At 56.6% G+C, this 16,904-nt stretch carries 18 protein-coding genes and 1 pseudogene; 4 read left to right on the top strand and 15 right to left on the bottom strand.

The annotated features are described in order from the left end of the window. Positions 1–58 precede the first annotated feature (58 nt). The 9 genes from uraH to hpxU form a co-directional block, all read right to left on the bottom strand. The gene (uraH, locus tag VRC33_RS04830; RefSeq protein WP_338561407.1) at positions 59–394 is read right to left on the bottom strand and encodes a hydroxyisourate hydrolase; all 336 of its coding nucleotides are present in this window, start codon (positions 392–394) and stop codon (positions 59–61) included. Beyond that, complete coding sequence (gene uraD / locus VRC33_RS04825; protein ID WP_338561405.1) at positions 391–885, bottom strand: 2-oxo-4-hydroxy-4-carboxy-5-ureidoimidazoline decarboxylase; 495 nt, start codon at positions 883–885, stop codon at positions 391–393. Before uraD ends, uraH begins: the two co-directional genes overlap by 4 nt. Before the next feature lie 60 nt (positions 886–945). Next, the gene (gene hpxK, locus VRC33_RS04820; protein ID WP_338561403.1) at positions 946–2,238 is read right to left on the bottom strand and encodes an allantoate amidohydrolase; all 1,293 of its coding nucleotides are present in this window, start codon (positions 2,236–2,238) and stop codon (positions 946–948) included. Beyond that, positions 2,238–3,476 carry an alanine--glyoxylate aminotransferase family protein gene (locus VRC33_RS04815; protein ID WP_338561402.1) on the bottom strand — a complete coding sequence of 413 codons (1,239 nt, stop codon included), beginning with the start codon at positions 3,474–3,476 and terminating at the stop codon, positions 2,238–2,240. Before VRC33_RS04815 ends, hpxK begins: the two co-directional genes overlap by 1 nt. 26 nt (positions 3,477–3,502) lie before the next feature. Further along, positions 3,503–4,240 carry an amino acid ABC transporter ATP-binding protein gene (locus VRC33_RS04810; RefSeq protein WP_338567523.1) on the bottom strand — a complete coding sequence of 246 codons (738 nt, stop codon included), beginning with the start codon at positions 4,238–4,240 and terminating at the stop codon, positions 3,503–3,505. Further along, a complete protein-coding gene (locus VRC33_RS04805) occupies positions 4,221–4,877 on the bottom strand; it encodes an amino acid ABC transporter permease (RefSeq protein ID WP_338561400.1) in 657 nt (218 codons plus the stop codon). The genes VRC33_RS04810 and VRC33_RS04805 overlap by 20 nt, the downstream gene beginning before the upstream one ends. Further along, the gene (locus tag VRC33_RS04800) at positions 4,874–5,542 is read right to left on the bottom strand and encodes an amino acid ABC transporter permease (RefSeq protein ID WP_338561398.1); all 669 of its coding nucleotides are present in this window, start codon (positions 5,540–5,542) and stop codon (positions 4,874–4,876) included. The genes VRC33_RS04805 and VRC33_RS04800 overlap by 4 nt, the downstream gene beginning before the upstream one ends. Positions 5,543–5,552: 10 nt before the next feature. Next, positions 5,553–6,338 (bottom strand): transporter substrate-binding domain-containing protein, encoded by a 786-nt coding sequence (locus VRC33_RS04795; protein WP_338561394.1) that lies wholly within the window; start codon positions 6,336–6,338, stop codon positions 5,553–5,555. Positions 6,339–6,644: 306 nt separating this feature from the next. After that, positions 6,645–7,484: a MurR/RpiR family transcriptional regulator HpxU gene (hpxU, locus tag VRC33_RS04790; protein WP_338561391.1), complete on the bottom strand. Its 840-nt coding sequence runs from the start codon at positions 7,482–7,484 to the stop codon at positions 6,645–6,647. Positions 7,485–7,691: 207 nt separating this feature from the next. Here hpxU and VRC33_RS04785 point away from each other — a divergent pair. The 4 genes and pseudogenes from VRC33_RS04785 (at position 7,692) to hpxZ (ending at position 11,255) form a co-directional block, all read left to right on the top strand. Next, a pseudogene (locus VRC33_RS04785) lies at positions 7,692–9,277 on the top strand (gamma-glutamyltransferase). Between the two features lie 12 nt (positions 9,278–9,289). Next, complete coding sequence (gene hpxX, locus VRC33_RS04780; RefSeq protein ID WP_338561389.1) at positions 9,290–9,475, top strand: oxalurate catabolism protein HpxX; 186 nt, start codon at positions 9,290–9,292, stop codon at positions 9,473–9,475. Next, positions 9,472–10,869, top strand: a complete 1,398-nt coding sequence (locus VRC33_RS04775) for an AtzE family amidohydrolase (protein WP_338561387.1) — start codon at positions 9,472–9,474, stop codon at positions 10,867–10,869. The genes hpxX and VRC33_RS04775 overlap by 4 nt, the downstream gene beginning before the upstream one ends. A 2-nt stretch (positions 10,870–10,871) precedes the next feature. Next, entirely contained in the window at positions 10,872–11,255 is a 384-nt protein-coding gene (gene hpxZ / locus VRC33_RS04770) for an oxalurate catabolism protein HpxZ (protein ID WP_338561385.1), read from the top strand. Positions 11,256–11,408: 153 nt separating this feature from the next. Here hpxZ and VRC33_RS04765 read toward each other — a convergent pair whose 3' ends face one another. The 6 genes from VRC33_RS04765 to VRC33_RS04740 are packed head-to-tail and all read right to left on the bottom strand — an operon-like array spanning position 11,409 to position 16,817. Continuing rightward, complete coding sequence (locus VRC33_RS04765; protein WP_338561383.1) at positions 11,409–12,986, bottom strand: PRD domain-containing protein; 1,578 nt, start codon at positions 12,984–12,986, stop codon at positions 11,409–11,411. A 40-nt stretch (positions 12,987–13,026) separates the two neighbouring features. Beyond that, positions 13,027–14,094, bottom strand: coding sequence for an L-ascorbate 6-phosphate lactonase (gene ulaG, locus VRC33_RS04760; protein WP_338576915.1), 1,068 nt, complete (start codon positions 14,092–14,094; stop codon positions 13,027–13,029). A gap of 16 nt (positions 14,095–14,110) precedes the next feature. Continuing rightward, positions 14,111–14,740, bottom strand: coding sequence for an orotidine 5'-phosphate decarboxylase / HUMPS family protein (locus VRC33_RS04755; RefSeq protein WP_338561381.1), 630 nt, complete (start codon positions 14,738–14,740; stop codon positions 14,111–14,113). Between the two features lie 13 nt (positions 14,741–14,753). Next, entirely contained in the window at positions 14,754–16,055 is a 1,302-nt protein-coding gene (locus VRC33_RS04750) for a PTS ascorbate transporter subunit IIC (RefSeq protein WP_338564704.1), read from the bottom strand. A 21-nt stretch (positions 16,056–16,076) separates the two neighbouring features. Then, positions 16,077–16,358, bottom strand: coding sequence for a PTS sugar transporter subunit IIB (locus tag VRC33_RS04745; protein ID WP_338561379.1), 282 nt, complete (start codon positions 16,356–16,358; stop codon positions 16,077–16,079). 3 nt (positions 16,359–16,361) lie between these two features. Continuing rightward, positions 16,362–16,817 carry a PTS sugar transporter subunit IIA gene (locus VRC33_RS04740; RefSeq protein ID WP_338561377.1) on the bottom strand — a complete coding sequence of 152 codons (456 nt, stop codon included), beginning with the start codon at positions 16,815–16,817 and terminating at the stop codon, positions 16,362–16,364. Positions 16,818–16,904 lie beyond the last annotated feature (87 nt).

The raw sequence follows: 16,904 nt of genomic DNA, 5'->3' as shown, positions 1-16,904 counted from the left end.
GAGAAGTAAGATATCGCCTTCAGGCTGCGGCTAACGCGGCTGAAGAGGAGAGGCGATATCAGCTACCCCGGTAAGTGGACCAGGACCAGGGAGAGATAAGAAATGGCAAATGGTAATGACTCTCTGCCTCTGGAAGGCGGAAGTCGATTTGCGCAGTGACATATAACGCCTCACGCTGCGAGGCAGCAAAGTAGTCGCCGAGTTGCGCAATCAGACGATAGCGACCGGCACCCAGCCCGGCTGGCGTCAGATCTTTGATACGGCCATCCGCATCCGTGCGGCCTTCCGCCAGCAGGGTCCAGCCCTGGCCACGCTCCTGTTCCAGAGCGATCGCCACGCCGACGGCGGGTTTACCCCATGCAGTATCCAGAACGTGTGTGGTAATAGTGCTCACAGAAAGGCCTCCTTAAGGCGTAACAGCGTAATTTCACGCAGCTGGTTCAGTGCTTCCTGCTGCTCCGGTTGGGGATCGTTATTCAGTCTCCGCTGCAACTCAGCCAGCATCTCTTCACCACTGCGCCCTTTCGCCCGGATCAGAAATACCCGGCCAAAGCGCTGCTCGTAAGCGGCATTACCCGCCCTCAGCGCCTGTTTCAGGTCATCATCCTGCGCATTAACGCTGGACTGTTCGTTACGGGAAAGTTCAGCCTCTTTGCCGTTGCCGCCAGCTTTTTCACCGATGCGGGGATGGGCAGACAGCGCCTGATTCAACGCCTGCCCGTCCCAGCTTCGCGCCAGCTCGTCACCGCTCTTCAGCAAGGCTTCCAGGGTGGCGAAAGGCCTGGCCGCAACCAGTTCCCTTGCCCATTCAGGGATCGCCACACAGTGAGCGATCTGCCTGTTCGCCTCCTGCTCCGGGGCGTCGTTAAACTGTTCCAGCGTCATCACAACCTCCTGAAAATTTTCTACCGTTTACAGGGATTTGCCTGTCTGATTCCGGCTTATTTATTCGTCCATCAGCGGCAAGTGGTGATGGCCCCCTGATACAGCCAGATCCCATACAGCCTGAGTCCAGGCCTGAACAGCCAGCGCGACATCTTTTTCCTGTACGGCTTCTGCAGGATGGTGGCTGATGCCACGGTCACAGCGCACAAACAGCATGCCAACAGGCCAGCGCCCGGCCATGGCGATGGCATCATGCCCCGCCCCGCTCGGCAGTGAGAGGCTACGCCCCTGCACTCCGGTCACAGCACGGCTTAAGGCCGCCTGCAAACCTTCATCACAGCGCGTCGCAGGGATTTGATAATACTCGTCAGCGCTGAAGGTCAGCCCACGGCGCAGCGCAATGGCTTCGCCCTGAGTCAGCAGGCTGGAAAGCAGTTCCGCCAGCGGCTTATCCTCCGGCCCCCGGATATCCAGCGTCAGGGCCACTTCACCGGGAATAACGTTTACCGCACCAGGCGAACATTGCAGCGTACCAACCGTTGCCACCAGGTCGTGACTCTGTTCCGGCGTGGTCTGCTCAATGTAAACCATCCATTCGGCGGCGGCGGCCAGCGCATCTTTGCGGTGCGTCATTGGCACCGTGCCGGCGTGCCCCGCTTCCCCCACAAACTGGCAGTTGAGACGACGCGCACCATTGATGGCCGTGACCACGCCCAGCGCCAGATCTTCCTGTTCCAGACAGGGACCCTGCTCAATATGCAGTTCCAGATAGGCGACGATGTCACTGACTTTGCGCGCGGCATGGTGAACGGCCCCGCTATCCAGTCCACAATCTGCCATCGCCTGAGCGACGGTAATGCTGTTGCCATCGGGATGCGTCAGCCAACTCTCAGGCCAGGTGCCGGTCAGGCCACGGCTGCCCAGCAAAGTAATGCCAAAGCGCGTGCCCTCTTCATCGCCAAAACCTACAATCTCAATTGCCAGCGGTAAACGCTGTTGCTGGAGATGCAACGCCTGTACGGTTTCAATGGCGGTCAGCACGCCCAGCATGCCGTCATACCGGCCAGCATTGCGTACCGTATCCAGATGTGACCCCAACAGCAGCGCCGGGGCTCCCGCTTCCAGCCCTTCATAGCGGCCACAGATATTGCCCACGCTGTCCTGCCAGACCCGCATTCCGGCAGCCCGCATCCATTCCCCCACCAGCGTATTAGCCTGCATATGCTCAGGTGAGAGATAGACGCGCGTAAGGCAGCCCGGCGTTTCACTGATCTCTGCCAGACGATCGCAACGCGCCATCACTCTGGCGGCAGCCTGCGCCGCACTTGAGGCACTCATCAGGCCGTCGTTCATCAGTGGCTCCCGTTGGCGTAATGATCCCAGGCTGACTGCATCGCGGCTCCCTGGGTGGTGTTGTAGCCCAGGTAGTTGAGCACCGACTCCAGCGCGCTGAGGGTCTGCATCACACAGTCTTTACGGGCGTTGTATCCCATAGTGCCGATACGCCACACTTTGCCATGCAGCGGGCCGAACGAGGTGCCGATTTCAATGCCAAAATCTTCCAGCATCAGCTTGCGTACCTGGTCGCCATTAACACCCTGAGGAATAACCACGCCCAGCACGTTGTTCATTTTATGTTTGAGGTTGCCAAAGGTATCCAGGCCCATGCCCTGGATGCCTTTCAGCAGCGCATCGCCATGCAGCTTATGCCGGGCAATGCCGTTATCCAGCCCTTCCTGAAGGATCAGCCGTGCACACTCGCGCGCGCCAAACAGCGCACTGGTCGCTTCGGTGTGGTGATTAAGGCGCTCCGGCCCCCAGTAATCCATGATCATCCCGAGATCGAAGTAGTTCGAGTAGATCATCTCATCATCGCCATCCTGATGCGCCGCCGTGCGGATGCCCTCTTCCACGCATTTGCGTTTACGGATCACCGCTTCCATCTGCGGGCTGAGGGTAACAGGCGAAGTACCGGAAGGGCCGCCGAGGCACTTTTGCATCCCGGCTGATACGGCATCGAGCCCCCAGGCATCGGTTTCCAGCGCGTTACCGGCAAACGAGGCGGTGGCATCGGTATAGAACAGCACGCCATACTTTTTGCAGATGCCGCCCAGCTCTTCCAGCGGTTGCAGCATGGTGGTGGAGGTATCGCCCTGCACCGTCAGCAACAGACGTGGGCGGACCTTTTTGATCGCATCTTCTACCTGATCCGGCGTGAAAACTTCACCCCAGGGCACTTCAATGGTGTGCACTTCCGCACGGCAACGACGGGCAATTTCACACAGCAGATGACCAAAACGGCCAAACACCGGCACCAGCACTTTATCGCCGGGACGGATCGCCGACAGCAGGATCGCTTCGATCCCGGCGCGTGAGGTGCCGTCGATCAGCATCGTCCACTTATTTTCCGTGCGGAAAACGCCGCGATAAAGCGCCATCACTTCATTCATATAGTGCGTCATTGCCGGATCGTACTGGCCCAGCAGCTGGCTGGACATCGCCCGTAATACGCGCGGATCGGCGTTGATCGGTCCCGGCCCCATCAGCAAACGCTGTGGCGGGTTAATCTGAGGGTACTTTGATAAATCCATCTGCTCTTTCCTTCTCTGATGTGCGCTTAGCTCAGGCCACGCACCGACGAGATAAATTGTTTGAGTTCCTGGGTTTGTGGGCTGGCGAACAGGGTTTTACTGTCGCCCTGCTCCCACACGCGGCCCTGATGCATAAAGACCACGCGGTCGCCGACTTCCCGGGCGAAGTTCATTTCATGGGTGACCAGAATCAGCGTCATCCCCTCTTTTGCCAGTTGCTCCAGCACCTTCAACACTTCCCCCACCAGCTCCGGATCCAGCGCCGAGGTGATTTCATCGCACAGCAGGACTTTCGGGCTCATCGCCAGCGCACGGGCAATCGCCACTCGTTGCTGCTGGCCGCCAGAAAGGTTGGCGGGGAAATAGTCCATCCGGTCGCCAAGCCCGACTTTTTCCAGCATCTGCGCCGCCAGCGAACGGCACTCTGCCTCGCTTTTTTTCAACACCCGACGTGGCGCCAGCATGACGTTTTCCAGCGCGGTCATATGCGGGAACAGGTTGAAGTTCTGAAACACCATGCCGACGGAGCGGCTGATTTCACGCGCCTGTGAATCACGGTTGGTGACGGTCATACCGCCCAGCTTGATACTGCCTTCCTGATAGCCTTCCAGCCCGTTCATACAGCGCAGCAGGGTACTTTTCCCCGAGCCGCTGCGGCCAATGATTGAGATCACCTCACCCATGTCCACGTCGAGATCCACCCCTTTCAGAACGTGGTTCTCGCCGTAATATTTTTGCACCTGATTAATGGTGATGAGCGGCATTAAATTTCTTCTCCAGGTACTGGCTGTAGCGGGACAGCGGATAACAGATCAGGAAGTAGCCCAGCGCCACCAGCCCGAAAACTTTAAAGGGTTGATAGGTCACGTTGTTCAGGATGGTGCCGGCCTTGGTCAGCTCGACAAAGCCGATAATCGAAGCCAGCGCCGTGCCCTTGACCACCTGAACGGCAAAGCCCACGGTCGGCGCGATGCCAATCCGCAGCGCCTGCGGCAACACCACCCGGAACAGAGTCTGACCGAAATTCAGGCCGAGACAGCGTGAGGCTTCCCACTGCCCTTTTGGCAGGGCAAGAATGCTGCCGTGCCAGATATCCACCAAAAAAGCGCTGGTGTAAAAGGTCAGTGCCAGCGAGGCGGCGGTCCACGGCGAAACATCAATGCCAAACAGCGCCACGCCAAAGAAGGCCAGAAACAGCTGCATCAGCAGCGGCGTGCCCTGAAACAGTTCGATGTAGCCCCGGATCAGACGCATCGGCCAGCGGCGACGGGTCAGCCGCACCATTACCAACGGCAGCGCCACCAGGGTGCCGCCGAAAAAGGCGGTCAGGGAAAGCAAAATTGTCCAGCGGGCAGCCAGCAGCAGATTGCGCAGGATATCCCAGTCGGTGAAGGTACTCATCCAGGCGCACTCCCCAACCATTTACGTCCGGCAGCCAGCAACAGCTGACGCATAACAACCGACAACGCCAGGTAGATCAGCGTGGTCACAAGATAAACTTCAAAACTCAAAAAGGTGCGCGACTGGATCAGGTTGGCGGAAAACGTCAGCTCTTCATACGAGACCTGCGACACCACCGACGATCCGAGCATCACGATAATGCACTGGCTGACCAGCGCCGGATAAATCCGCTTCAGTGACGGCGGCAGGACGATGCGTAAAAAAGTCTGCGTGCGGCTCAATCCCAGCACGCGTCCGGCTTCCCACTGCCCTTTCGGCGTCACCTGAATCCCCGCCCGGATAATTTCAGTGCTGTATGCGCCCAGGTTAATCAGCATTGCCAGCAATGCCGCTTCCCCGGCGGTGAGTTTCAGGCCAAGGTTTGGCAGGCCAAACACGATAAAAAACAGCTGCACCACAAACGGCGTATTGCGGATTAACTCCACATAACAGCCCCACAGGCGGCTAAGCAGCGAAGGCTTACCGCTGCGCAGTGCGGCGCCCAGGATCCCCAGCGCCACGCCACCCACGGTAGCCAGCACGGTCAGCTGGATGGTCACCCACAGGCCGGAGAGCAGTTCCGGCCAGTAAGGCCACAGCGCAGGAAAGTTGAGTTGCCCAATCATCGTGCTGCCCTTATGCGCCCAGGTCGGCTGGCAGCGGCGCTTTCAGCCACTGTTCAGAGAGACCGTTCAGGGTTTTGTCCTGCACAGCCTGCTCAATCAGCGCATCCACTTTTGTCTTTAAGGCCGGCTCATCTTTGCGCATGCCGATAAAGCACGGGGAATCTTTCAGCATGAATTTCGCCACCGGGGCTTTTTCCGCGTTCTGACGGGCGATAGCCGCCACCACCAGGTTACCCGTCGCCACGTACTCCACCTGACCAGAAAGGTAAGCAGAGAGCGTGGTATTGTTATCTTCATAACGTTTCAACTGGGCATCCTTAGGTGCCACATCACTCAGCACCATATCTTCTACTGCGCCACGAGTAACACCGATGGATTTGCCACTCAGCGCCGCAGCATCCTTCAGCTGGACATCTTTGGGGCCAAATACTCCCAGGAAGAACGGCGCATAGGCACGGCTGAAGGCGATGACTTTCTCACGCTCTGGATTTTTACCCAGGCTGGAGATCACCAGGTCCACTTTATCGGTTTGCAGATAAGGCACGCGGTTGGCGCTGGTCACCGGCACCAGCTGCAACTTAAGTTTCATCTGTTTCGCCAGGTACTTCGCCATATCGATGTCATAGCCCTGAGGCTGAAGATCGGTGCCTACTGAACCAAACGGCGGAAAGTCCTGCGGCACGGCAACGCGAAGAACGCCACGCTTTTCAATGTTCTGTAACTGATCGGCCATAGCATGAGTCACCTGCGATAACATCAGTACCGCGCCTGCCATTGCCAGTAATGCTCTTTTCATTAGGTGTTCCCCGAATAATTAAACATGAAACGAAAGATTCTTGAAGAAGTTATTTGCAACTAATGTGCCAGCGAAGACAAAAGGCGTGGAAAATTTTCTCAGGAAGAGGGAGCCTGAATAAAGCAGGCATCAGCGGGCAGGAAAAAGGGAGTTGTAGCGCAAGGTTAACTGTTCTGACAGTCAGATACTGTCAGACAATTGTTGGCTATTCAGTGAGGAAATTGTTCGGCAGAACGTCCAAAACAGCGTAATACCGGCATAATAAAGTTGCCCTGAAAAAAGGCAAAGCACCAAACTGGTGCCCCATCAGCGTTGTTCCAGCTCATCCAGCTGGCTGTAAAGGTCGGCAATCTGATGAATGCGCTGACGTCCTTCACTCAGTAATTCATGCAGCACCGCGTTGGCTAAAAGATTGATCAGGCTGTTGGCCGAGGCATAACTGTCAAAGGCGGAAACGCTGTCCAGCGGCGCGCAAAGTTGCCAGCGGGCCAGCGCAACGATCGCCTGCGCCTGGGGTTCGCACATCACCAGCGTGGGGATGCCATCCTGCTGCAATTGTTGCAGTAAGGGCTTGATAATGCGGGGACGACGACGGAATGCCAGCACCACGACCATATCTTCCGGCGTCACTTCCACCAGCTCTTCAGAGAGCGTCTGGCCAGGCTGCGGCAGCACCTGAACGTTACCTCTGGCCTGCAAAAGCTGCTGGCGGAAATGCAGCGCCACCGGATAAGCATTGCGCAGCCCGATGATGAATACCCGCTTGCTGCTGGCGAGCTGGCGGACCACCTCGCCAAACTGCGTGGCATCCAGACCGTTTACCCACTGGGTCAGGTTCGCCATCTCCTGCTTGTAATGGCGGGCCAGTAACGTGTTGCCCTGTACCGCATCACGGTTATCGGTCAGCGGCATTCCGCTTTGCCGCAGGGTGCGCAACTCATCGCGCATGTCTTTGTATTTTTCATAGCCGAGACGCTTGAACAGGCGGCTCACGGTCGCCTTGGAAACACCGCTAAGCCGTGCCAGCTCAGCGCTGTTGTAGCTGATCAAATCGTCAAAGTGATCGAAAACAAAATCGCCCACCCGCTGCTCCTGAGGAGAAAGTTGCGGGTAGTGACTTCTGAGACGTTCATCGAGCTGCTTCATGGCGTTGACCTTGTAACTTTTGTTTCAGAGAATCTGACATATACAAATAACGTGCCTGTTAAGGAAAACATTTTGCCGTCAGCCAGCAAATTTGTCTCTTTCTTCCGGTAAAAACGACCGCTTCAGGCATTAACCGTGGTTAACCTGACAAACTGGAACAGCTCTTGCTTCAGTAAGTTCTCTGTAACCCTAAAAAAAGAGAGTGGAATGATTCAGAGTAATATCGCCCCCCTCGGCATGGCCGTGGCCCCTCACCATCTGGCGAGTGAGAGCGCGCTGGCCATCTTACGCGATGGCGGCAATGCCATTGAGGCGATGGTAGCCGCAGCGGCGACGATTGCCGTGGTCTATCCCCATATGAACGGGCTGGGAGGCGATGGCTTCTGGCTGATTGTCCCACCCCAGGGTGACCCCATTGCCATTGATGCCAGCGGAGCAGCGGGATCGCTGGCCGTACCCGGCTTCTATCAGGGAGAGGCTACTATCCCTCACCGTGGCCCTAAGGCTGCGTTAACTGTCGCGGGAACCGTCAGCGGCTGGGCCGAAGCGCTGGCCATCTCTGCTGAACTGGGCGGAACGCCAACGCCGGTTTCCAGATTACTTGCTGATGCTATTCGCTATGCCGCTGACGGTATACCGGTTACGCAATCACAGGCTTCCGCCACGGCGAGCAAATATCATGAACTGGCGAATCAGCCTGGTTTTGCCCCGACATTTCTACCCGATGGTGAAGTGCCCAGGGCTGGCAGCCGTTTTACCCAGCCGGATCTGGCAAATACCCTGAGCCTGCTGACGGAAGATGGGCTGGAGAGCTTCTATCGCGGCCCGCTGGCCAGCAAACTCGCCAGTGAGATGTCGCGACTGGGAATGCCAGTGACCCTGGAAGATTTAAATAATCACCGTGCGAAACGCCGCACGCCGCTGCGCATTCAGCATGAGTATGGCGAGGTCTATAACATGACGCCGCCCACCCAGGGCCTGGTTTCCCTGGCCATTCTCGGTATTACCGATCGGTTGAAGATGGCCGAAGCCGATGAAACGCAGACGGTACACCGCATCGTTGAAGCGACCAAACTTGCCTTCAGCCTGCGCGATCGCTACATCACCGATCCCCTGCACATGCGCGAAGAGATGCAAACGCTGCTGGATTCTGATGTGCTGGCCGACATGGCTGCAAAAATTGATGACCAGCAGGCCGCGCCCTGGGGAACGGGTAAAGGCCCCGGCGACACGGTGTGGATGGGCGTCATGGACAGCAGCGGGCTGGCCGTCTCCTTTATTCAAAGCATCTACCACGAATTTGGCAGCGGCGTTGTGCTGCCCGATACCGGCATTACCTGGCAAAACCGGGGGCGGCCTTCAGCCTCGATCCCGATCATCTGCTGGCTCTGGTACCGGGGAAACAGCCTTTTCATACCCTTAATCCCGCCGCCGCCCGCCTGAACGATGGCCGGACACTGGTTTACGGCTCAATGGGCGGAGACGGTCAGCCACAAACTCAGGCCGCCATTTTTACCCGTCATGTGGTGCAGGGAATGCCGCTGCAACAGTGCGTCAGCGCCCCTCGCTGGCTGCTGGGCCGCACCTGGGGACAGGCTTCAGATTCGCTGAAGCTGGAGAGCCGGTTTTCCGACGAAACCTTTGCCCAACTTCGCGCGCTGGGTCATGAGGTTGAAGCCCTGCCGGACTACAGCGAGGCCGTGGGCCACGCCGGAGCCATTGTCCGGCACACCAACGGCATGCTCGAAGGAGCATGGGATCCCAGAAGCAACGGCAGCGCTGCCGGTTTTTAACAGGAGAAAATCATGAAGCAACATTCAGACTGGGCAAACTATGTGGCACAAATGGAGCAGATTCTGGGCGTGCCCCTGGATGATGAACGCCGTGCCGAACTGCTGGTACAGTTTACCCGTATTGCCGGAATGGCCGGGCCGTTGATGGCTTTCCCTCTTGACGATCGTCTGGAAGTGGCAGGAGTGTACAAAGCATGAATCCCGCCTCTTTACCCATTAGTGAACTGCAAAGCGCCCTTGCCAAAGGCGAGTTCAGCGCCCGCGAAATCGCCCGGCAGACGCTGGACAACATTGAACAGCTGAACCCGGCGATCAACGCCTGGACTCAGGTGACGCAGGACCGCATGCTGAATGAGGCGGCCCGGATCGATCGCCTGCGCAAAGAGGGGCACACGCTGCCCCCGCTGGCCGCCGTGCCTTATGCGGTAAAAAATCTGTTTGATGTTGCCGGTCATCCCACGCTGGCCGGAGCCAGTTTATTCAGCGACCGTCCGCTGGCGAAGCAGGACGGCTGGGCGGTAAACAAACTGGCTGAATCCGGTGCCCTGCTGTCAGGGATGCTGAATATGGATGCCTACGCTTACGGCTTCACCACCGAAAACAGCCACTATGGCGCGACGAGAAACCCCCGCGATCTGCAACGTATTGCCGGAGGTTCCTCGGGCGGTTCAGCCGCTGCCGTGGCCGCTGGCCTGGTGAACTTCTCCCTGGGAACAGATACCAACGGTTCAATCCGCGTGCCTGCCTCACTGTGTGGCATCTTTGGTCTGAAACCGACGTTTGGCCGCCTCTCCCGCAGCGGCAGCCATCCCTTTGTCGCCAGCCTGGATCACATTGGCCCTTTTGCCCGCAGCACAGAAGATCTGGCGATAGTGTACGACGCCCTGCAGGGGCGCGATCCGCAGGACAGCTTCCAGGCTGAAAAAGCGATTCATCCCGCGCACCGGTTGCTGGAGCACGGGCTGGATAACCTGCGCTTTGGCGTGCTGGGCGGCTATTTTCAGACCTGGTGCAATGACGATGCCCGTGCCGCCGTCGCAGTTGCCGCTAAGGCGCTGAATGCTCAGGATGAAGTGCTGTTTCCCGAAACCGAACTGGCCCGCACTTCCGCCTTTATTATTACTGCTGCCGAAGGTGGCAATGCTTACCTGCCCGCGCTCCGAAACTCACCGGAACGCTTTGAACCGCTGTCTCGCGAACGTCTGCTGGCCGGGGCGATGATCCCTTCAGCCTGGTATGTGCAGGCTCAGCGCTTCCGTCACCATTTCAAACAGCAGGTGCTGCCGTTGTTTGATCGGTTCGATGTGCTGATTGCTCCAGCCACCCCGTCCAGTGCCACCCTGATCGGTCAGGAAACGATGCAGATCAACGGTACCGATTTGCCGATTCGCGCCAGTATGGGAATGCTGACGCAGCCGATCTCCTTCCTCGGCCTGCCGGTGACTACGGTGCCGCTACAGACACCTGGCGGTTTGCCGATGGGTTTACAGCTGATTGCCGCGCCGTTTAAAGAAGAAGCCTGCCTGCGCGCAGCATGGGCGCTGGAAAAAATGGGCATTGCCAAAGCCGCGCCCGCTAACCTGAGTGCCTGAATATGAAAAGTGAATATATCGATCGCCCGGCTATTCTGGCTGAAGTCACTGCCGCCTTTTATCGCTATGAACAGGCCCTGGTCAGCAACGACACTGTGGTGCTGGACGAGCTGTTCTGGCACGACGCCAGGACAGTGCGTCTTGGCGCCGGTGAAAACCTTTATGGTATTGAGGAGATCCGCGCCTTTCGGGCTTCCCGCCCTTCCAGAGGGCTGGATCGTGATTTACGCCATACGGTGATCACCACCTTTGGGGAAGATTACGCCGTGTGCAGCACGGAGTTCACCCGCGAAGGGACCGATAAAATCGGCCGCCAGCAGCAGACATGGGTAAAAATGCCCTGCGGCTGGCGTATCGTCGCCGCTCAGGTCAGCGTTATGAGCTGAGAAAAACCACCGGGCCGGGCGGATATCACTGCATTTCACTGGTATCGGTTGATGGCTGGCATCACTGCACTCACCGATGACAGTTCAGGCTTCGCTGGTGGCGGATATCACTGCACTCACCGATGACAGTTCAGGCTTCGCTGGTGGCGGGTATTAATGAAGCTCACTGGCGGCGCCTGCCTCTGTCTGCAACAGGCGGCTGGCTCCGGCGTCCCCGCCGTTGATCTCGTTAAACCTTTCCAGCAGCTGGCGGATCAGTGATTTTTCATGAGCCGCCAGCATATGCTGTACCCGGATAACGGTAACGCCAGGAAACTCTTCAGCCGGTAAGGCTACCGTGGAAACTATCAGGCGCGAGCCAGAGGCTAAGCCCTCCAGCTGACTGACCGAAGCGTGCCGGATAGCCAGCGGAACCACCGTCAGATTACGCAACTGGTTTTCCAGCATCGCCGTAGAAGAGAGCCCACCCTCAGTAACCAGAATCAGCGACTGCTCGCGGGTTTCCTTGCGTTTATCCAGCCAGGCCGCAAAACCTATTGCCACATAGCTCAGTTCATCATCATTAAATTCCACCTGATAAGCCGATTCCAGCGTGCAGATAACCTGCCGGCAGAGTCGAAAAATCAGCGGATAGTGCTGCATCACTTCCTGACGCAGAACATTTTCACTGGGAATATGAAACAGGCAGCGGTGTAACGCAGGGCCAAGGTGGGCAAATAACCGGCTGACCAGCTGGGAAACGTCAGTAAAGGCGATCCCCGACAGGGCCTGAAAGTCGTTAATCAACCGGTGAATACTGGCGATTAACTCACGGTCAGCCTTGCCGGTAGCCGGAGGACGGTTGAGGCTTTTACTGATGGCAAGCAGGAGGGTGAAGAACAGGGTATTACCTGCTGAAGGCTCCCGCCCTGTTTCTTCGGTAAGGAGCGCATTTACCAGGGCAGCAGCCTCACACTCTGGCCGGCTGCGCAAAAAGTTTAACTGGGCGTCACTGAAGGGGATCAGCGGCTCCTGCTGACAGGGCAGCATACAAAACAGCAACAGTTTATGCAGCAGCCGGCGATCTTTGTCGGTGAAGCCGCGTTTCAGATGCTGCTCTGCCTGCACTATGGCCCGGTCTGCCGCTTGCGGGGCCGTGCTGGCACAGCCTCCCTGTTCAGCCAGCCGGGTCAGGATCAGCTGGCTTATGCGCATTTCTGCCTGTGCATCCCCATATTTCAGGGTCCGCTGCAGCATCTGTAACACACAAAGTCTTAACGCTAACACCTCCCCTTTGAGCTGATAGCCACCTTTTTTACTGGCAAGCAGCGTAATGCCGTAACCGGCTTGCAGTTGCTGTTTAAGCAGCTGAATGTCGGCCAGCGTGGTATTGCGGCTGACCCTGTTCAACTGGCAAAGATGGCGGTTGTACTGCGGTAAGTGGCTGGTCGCCAGCGAGAGCAGAAGATGGTCACGCCGCTCCCCTGCCTGCAGTTTGTACTCTGCGCCAGAGAGAGTGGCCAGCCGGTTAAGGACCGCCTCCGCTTCACCTTTCGCCAGCATCAGCCCCTTGCGGGGATCTTTACTCAGTGGCGAAAAGTGGTGCTGGCTCAGCCAGTCATTGATTTTCCCCCAGCGGTAATAGAAATGACGTAAAGGAAGTCCGGTACGCTGACAGAGGCCTTTGACCGTCAGTCCTGGCTCGGTCGCGACCTCCTTGAGAAGGATGACGGCAACGTGGTCAATTTGCATAAACTCTCCCTGAGTTGCCGCTTGCGTCCTGCCCTGCCCTCTAAAGGAAAGAGGGGAAAGGCAGGTCGGTGTCGGCAGTGAAAATATCCGTAAAGCCGCGAGGATGCTGATACACCCGCCGGTTTTTGTCCTGCGGATAAACAAACTTGCCGCCTGGCTGCCAGATAAATGGCACAAATTTGTATTGCAGACGATCGCGACGCATCGCATATAACGTCATGATTTCCTGACAATCGGCCAGCATATTGCTCCAGATGTCGTGATGCACCGGGATCACCACTTCAGTGCGCAACGCTTCCGCCATACGCAGGATGTCAACTGCGGTCATTTTATCCGTGATGCCCACCGGATTTTCACCAAAAGAACCCAGCGCAATATCAATTCTGTGCTCTTTGCCGTGCCTTGCGTACATATTGGAGTAGTGGGAGTCGCCCGAATGATAGATATTTCCCCCCGGCGTTTTAATCAGATAGCTCACCGAGCGCAGATCCATATCCGGGATCTGGCTTCCCTCATCGGCCAGCGCGCGCGGGGGATCGGTGATCAGAATGGTTCGATCGCAGGACTCCACTACCACTATCTCAACATCCTTAATTTTGATGACATCACCTGGCCTGATGAGCCTGCATCGACTCTCTGGCACCCCCCACTTTGTCCAGAGATCCACACAGGCTTGCGGCCCGATAAAGGGCACATTTTTATCGCAATTTTGCAGCACAGCCGCCGCTACGTTGATGTCGATATGATCGGCGTGATAGTGGGTTGCCAGCACCGCGTCGATCTCGCGGATGGCAAAAGGATCCAGCACAAAGGGCGTATTCCGCAGATTGGGCTGTGCAATGCGCGCGCCGCTCATGCGGGCCATCTGGTGGCTGGGCGGCATGGCAGGCAAATCTTTGCGCCGCTTGCCGCTGCCACACCAGAAATCGATGCTCAGGTTGGCTCCTCCGGGGGTTTTGACCCACAGCCCCACACAGCCCAGCCACCACATTGCCACCGAGCCTGCCGCCACCTGCTCTGCCGCGATTTCGTCATTGAGCCAGCATCCCCATTCCGGAAAAGTGTTGAGGATCCAGCTTTCACGGGTAATTTCATTGACCTTGTTCATTGTGATCTCCTTGTGCTCAGGCTGAGCAGGCACCCTGTTTAAAGGCACTGGCCGCTTCAGCATAATCCGTGGCCTTGAGGATCGCGCCGCCTACAATGATGATATCGGGATCCAGCCGATCCCGGATCGGGCCGAGGGTCCTTAAGGAAATCCCTCCCGCCAGCGATAGGGATAATCCTGTTTCGCGCCTGATCTCAGTAAATTCGCTGAAGGCCAGTGAGAGATCGTCTCCACAATCTGCATTTTTATGTACGCACAGCCTTTGCGCGCCCAGCGCCCTGAGTTCGAACGCACGACGCACCGGATCCACTACCGATTGCAGATCGAACACTACCTGAGCTCCGTTCTCTTCAGCTATGGCAAGCACCTTGCGCACGGCTGTATCACTGGCTACGGCCAGCATCGAATAATAGTCGGGCTTACACTGCGCCATCAGCGTGGCTTCCCGCTCTGGCCCGTCGATGATCTTCATATCCAGAAACAGCGGCTTGCAGGTAATGCTGCGGATTTCCTCTACAATTGCTATCCCGCTGCGTTTCAGTAGTGAAGTGCCTACTTCAATGATGTCGACATAGGGGCTGGCCTCCCGCAATACCGTTAACGCTTCCCGCGGATCCAGCAAATCCAGCGCCAGTTGAATTTTCATCTTTCTTTCCTTGTTAAGGCATCAGGCCCAGTGCCAGGCCGAGGTATTTCAGCAGGGTTAAAACAGGTAGCCAGATCAGGGCGAAATCGATGTTGGAGAACATCAGCCCGGATCCATACAGCGAGCCCATTAACGGATAGAGCGGAATAATGCCGGCATGAGCGATCGCACTGGTGATCAGTCCGGCAGCCAGCGCACCTTTATAGCCCCCATATTTGTTACCAAAGACGCCCATAGCACAGCCATCAAAAAACATAATGATCGGGCTGGGGAAGACGATCAGCGGGCTGTTAAAGGCGATGGTTGCCGCCATCACCAGCAGTGCTCCTACTACCGAGGCGATAAACCCCAGCATTGCGCCGGTTGGGGAGTAGGGAAAGAGGGCCGGGCAATCCAGCGCAGGAACTGCATCGGGTAGCAGACGGTCGGAGATCCCTTTGAAGGCAGGGACCACGGAGCCGATAAACATCCGCACTCCTACCAGCAGGATCACCACGCCAGCGGTAAACGTCAGTCCCTGCATAAACAGCCAGACCAGCCAGTGGCTGCTGCCGCTCAATGTGGTGATCCCTTCCCGGCCCACTGCCAGACCAATGCCCATAAAGATTACCGGCATCAGAAACGCCAGCGAAATCGTGTTATCCCGAAACATGGAGAGAAAACCGGGAAGCTTAAGCTCCTCGGCATCCTGAGCAGGAGTGCCCACCAGCCGGGCCACCCTGGAGGCGAGCCAGGCCCCGGCCTGTTGATGATGTCCCAGCGTCAGGTCATCACCGATAAAATGCTGGCCAAGTTTGCGGGTGATGCCCGGCGTCAGCGTCCAGTACAGCGCACAAAGAACGGCACCGGTGAGCAGTAAGGGTATCCCACCAATCCCCAGTGCGCCCGGCAGCGACAGCATCATAAAGGTGGCCAGGAAAAGTTGCATATGTACCGTGAGGTAGACATTTTTGCAGCACTTCCAGGGGATCAGCCGGATAAAAAGCAGATGGAGAAAAAATCCGATAATAAATGTCAGGGTGACATCATTTGCCAGATTAACCATCGCCACGCCAAAGGCGGCTTCATTGGCCGGTAATACGCCCTGGATACTCAGCCTGGTATTGAGCTGGCTCATTACCGGCCCCAGCGAGCGAAGTAAGGTGCCCGACCCCACGGTGAGGATCAGTAACCCCACGATGGTTTTGACCGTGCCATCGATCGCTTCAGTCATTTTTTTACGTTGCAGTAGTAGACCCGTTAAGGCGACCAGCCCTAAAAAGAGCGGCGCTTTATCCAGGATTTGATAAATAATAAATCCGATAACGTCTTTCATTATTTCCTGCTCCAGAAGTTTTTATAATCCCTTTTCCCTGAGGTAGTCAGCGAGGCTTTTTTCTATTTCCACTTTCCGGACAAAATTCGTTAATACCAGCGTTGAGGCCTGCAATTCTTCTGGCATTGTTACCGCTAATTCGCGGGTTGTGACATAGAGATCGGCTTTCACACTGCGGATACTTCCCAGGTCACAGGTCTCCACCTCTGCTGTGACGCCGATATTTTTCAGCACCTGTTCAATGTTTATTTTAGCGATAACGCTTGAACCCAGTCCCATGCCACATACACAGACAATTTTCATTTTTCACTCTCCCTTTTGCGTTTTATTTATAGCCAGACAGATTTTCTCAGCGTCATCGCACTGTTTTAAAAAATTGAGGTTATTTTCGTCATCAAGAAAGCTCACCAGCTGGGCCAGTAACGCCAGGTGAGAAGTTTTATCCGGCGCACACAGGGCTATGACCAGCCACACCGGATCGTTTTCTTCATGACCAAAGGCAACCGGCGTGGATAAGGTGATAAGGCTGAGCCCTGCAGTGAGAACGCTGGCGCTGGGGCGGGCGTGCGCCAGGGCAATTCCCGGAGCCACCACGATATAGGGGCCAAACTCCTCCACTACCCTCAGCATTTCATCGGTATAAGCAGGCAGACTGCATTTTCCAGCCACCAGTAATTCACCTGCGCTAATCACTGCTTCACGCCACTCTGTACTGTCGTTCTGCAAGCGGATATGGGTTAAAGGAATGATTTCGTTATTCACTGATTGGCTCCTGCCAGATAGTCCATGCGCTATCCTGAAGCCAAATGCCTGAAATGAAAAAACCAAAGATTGAAATAATCAGAAGTA

Origin of the sequence: Erwinia sp. E_sp_B01_1, from assembly GCF_036865545.1 — a bacterium.
Classification (GTDB): domain Bacteria; phylum Pseudomonadota; class Gammaproteobacteria; order Enterobacterales; family Enterobacteriaceae; genus Erwinia.
Note: the sequence above shows the minus strand (reverse complement) of the source record. Positions and strands in the feature narration are given on the sequence as shown.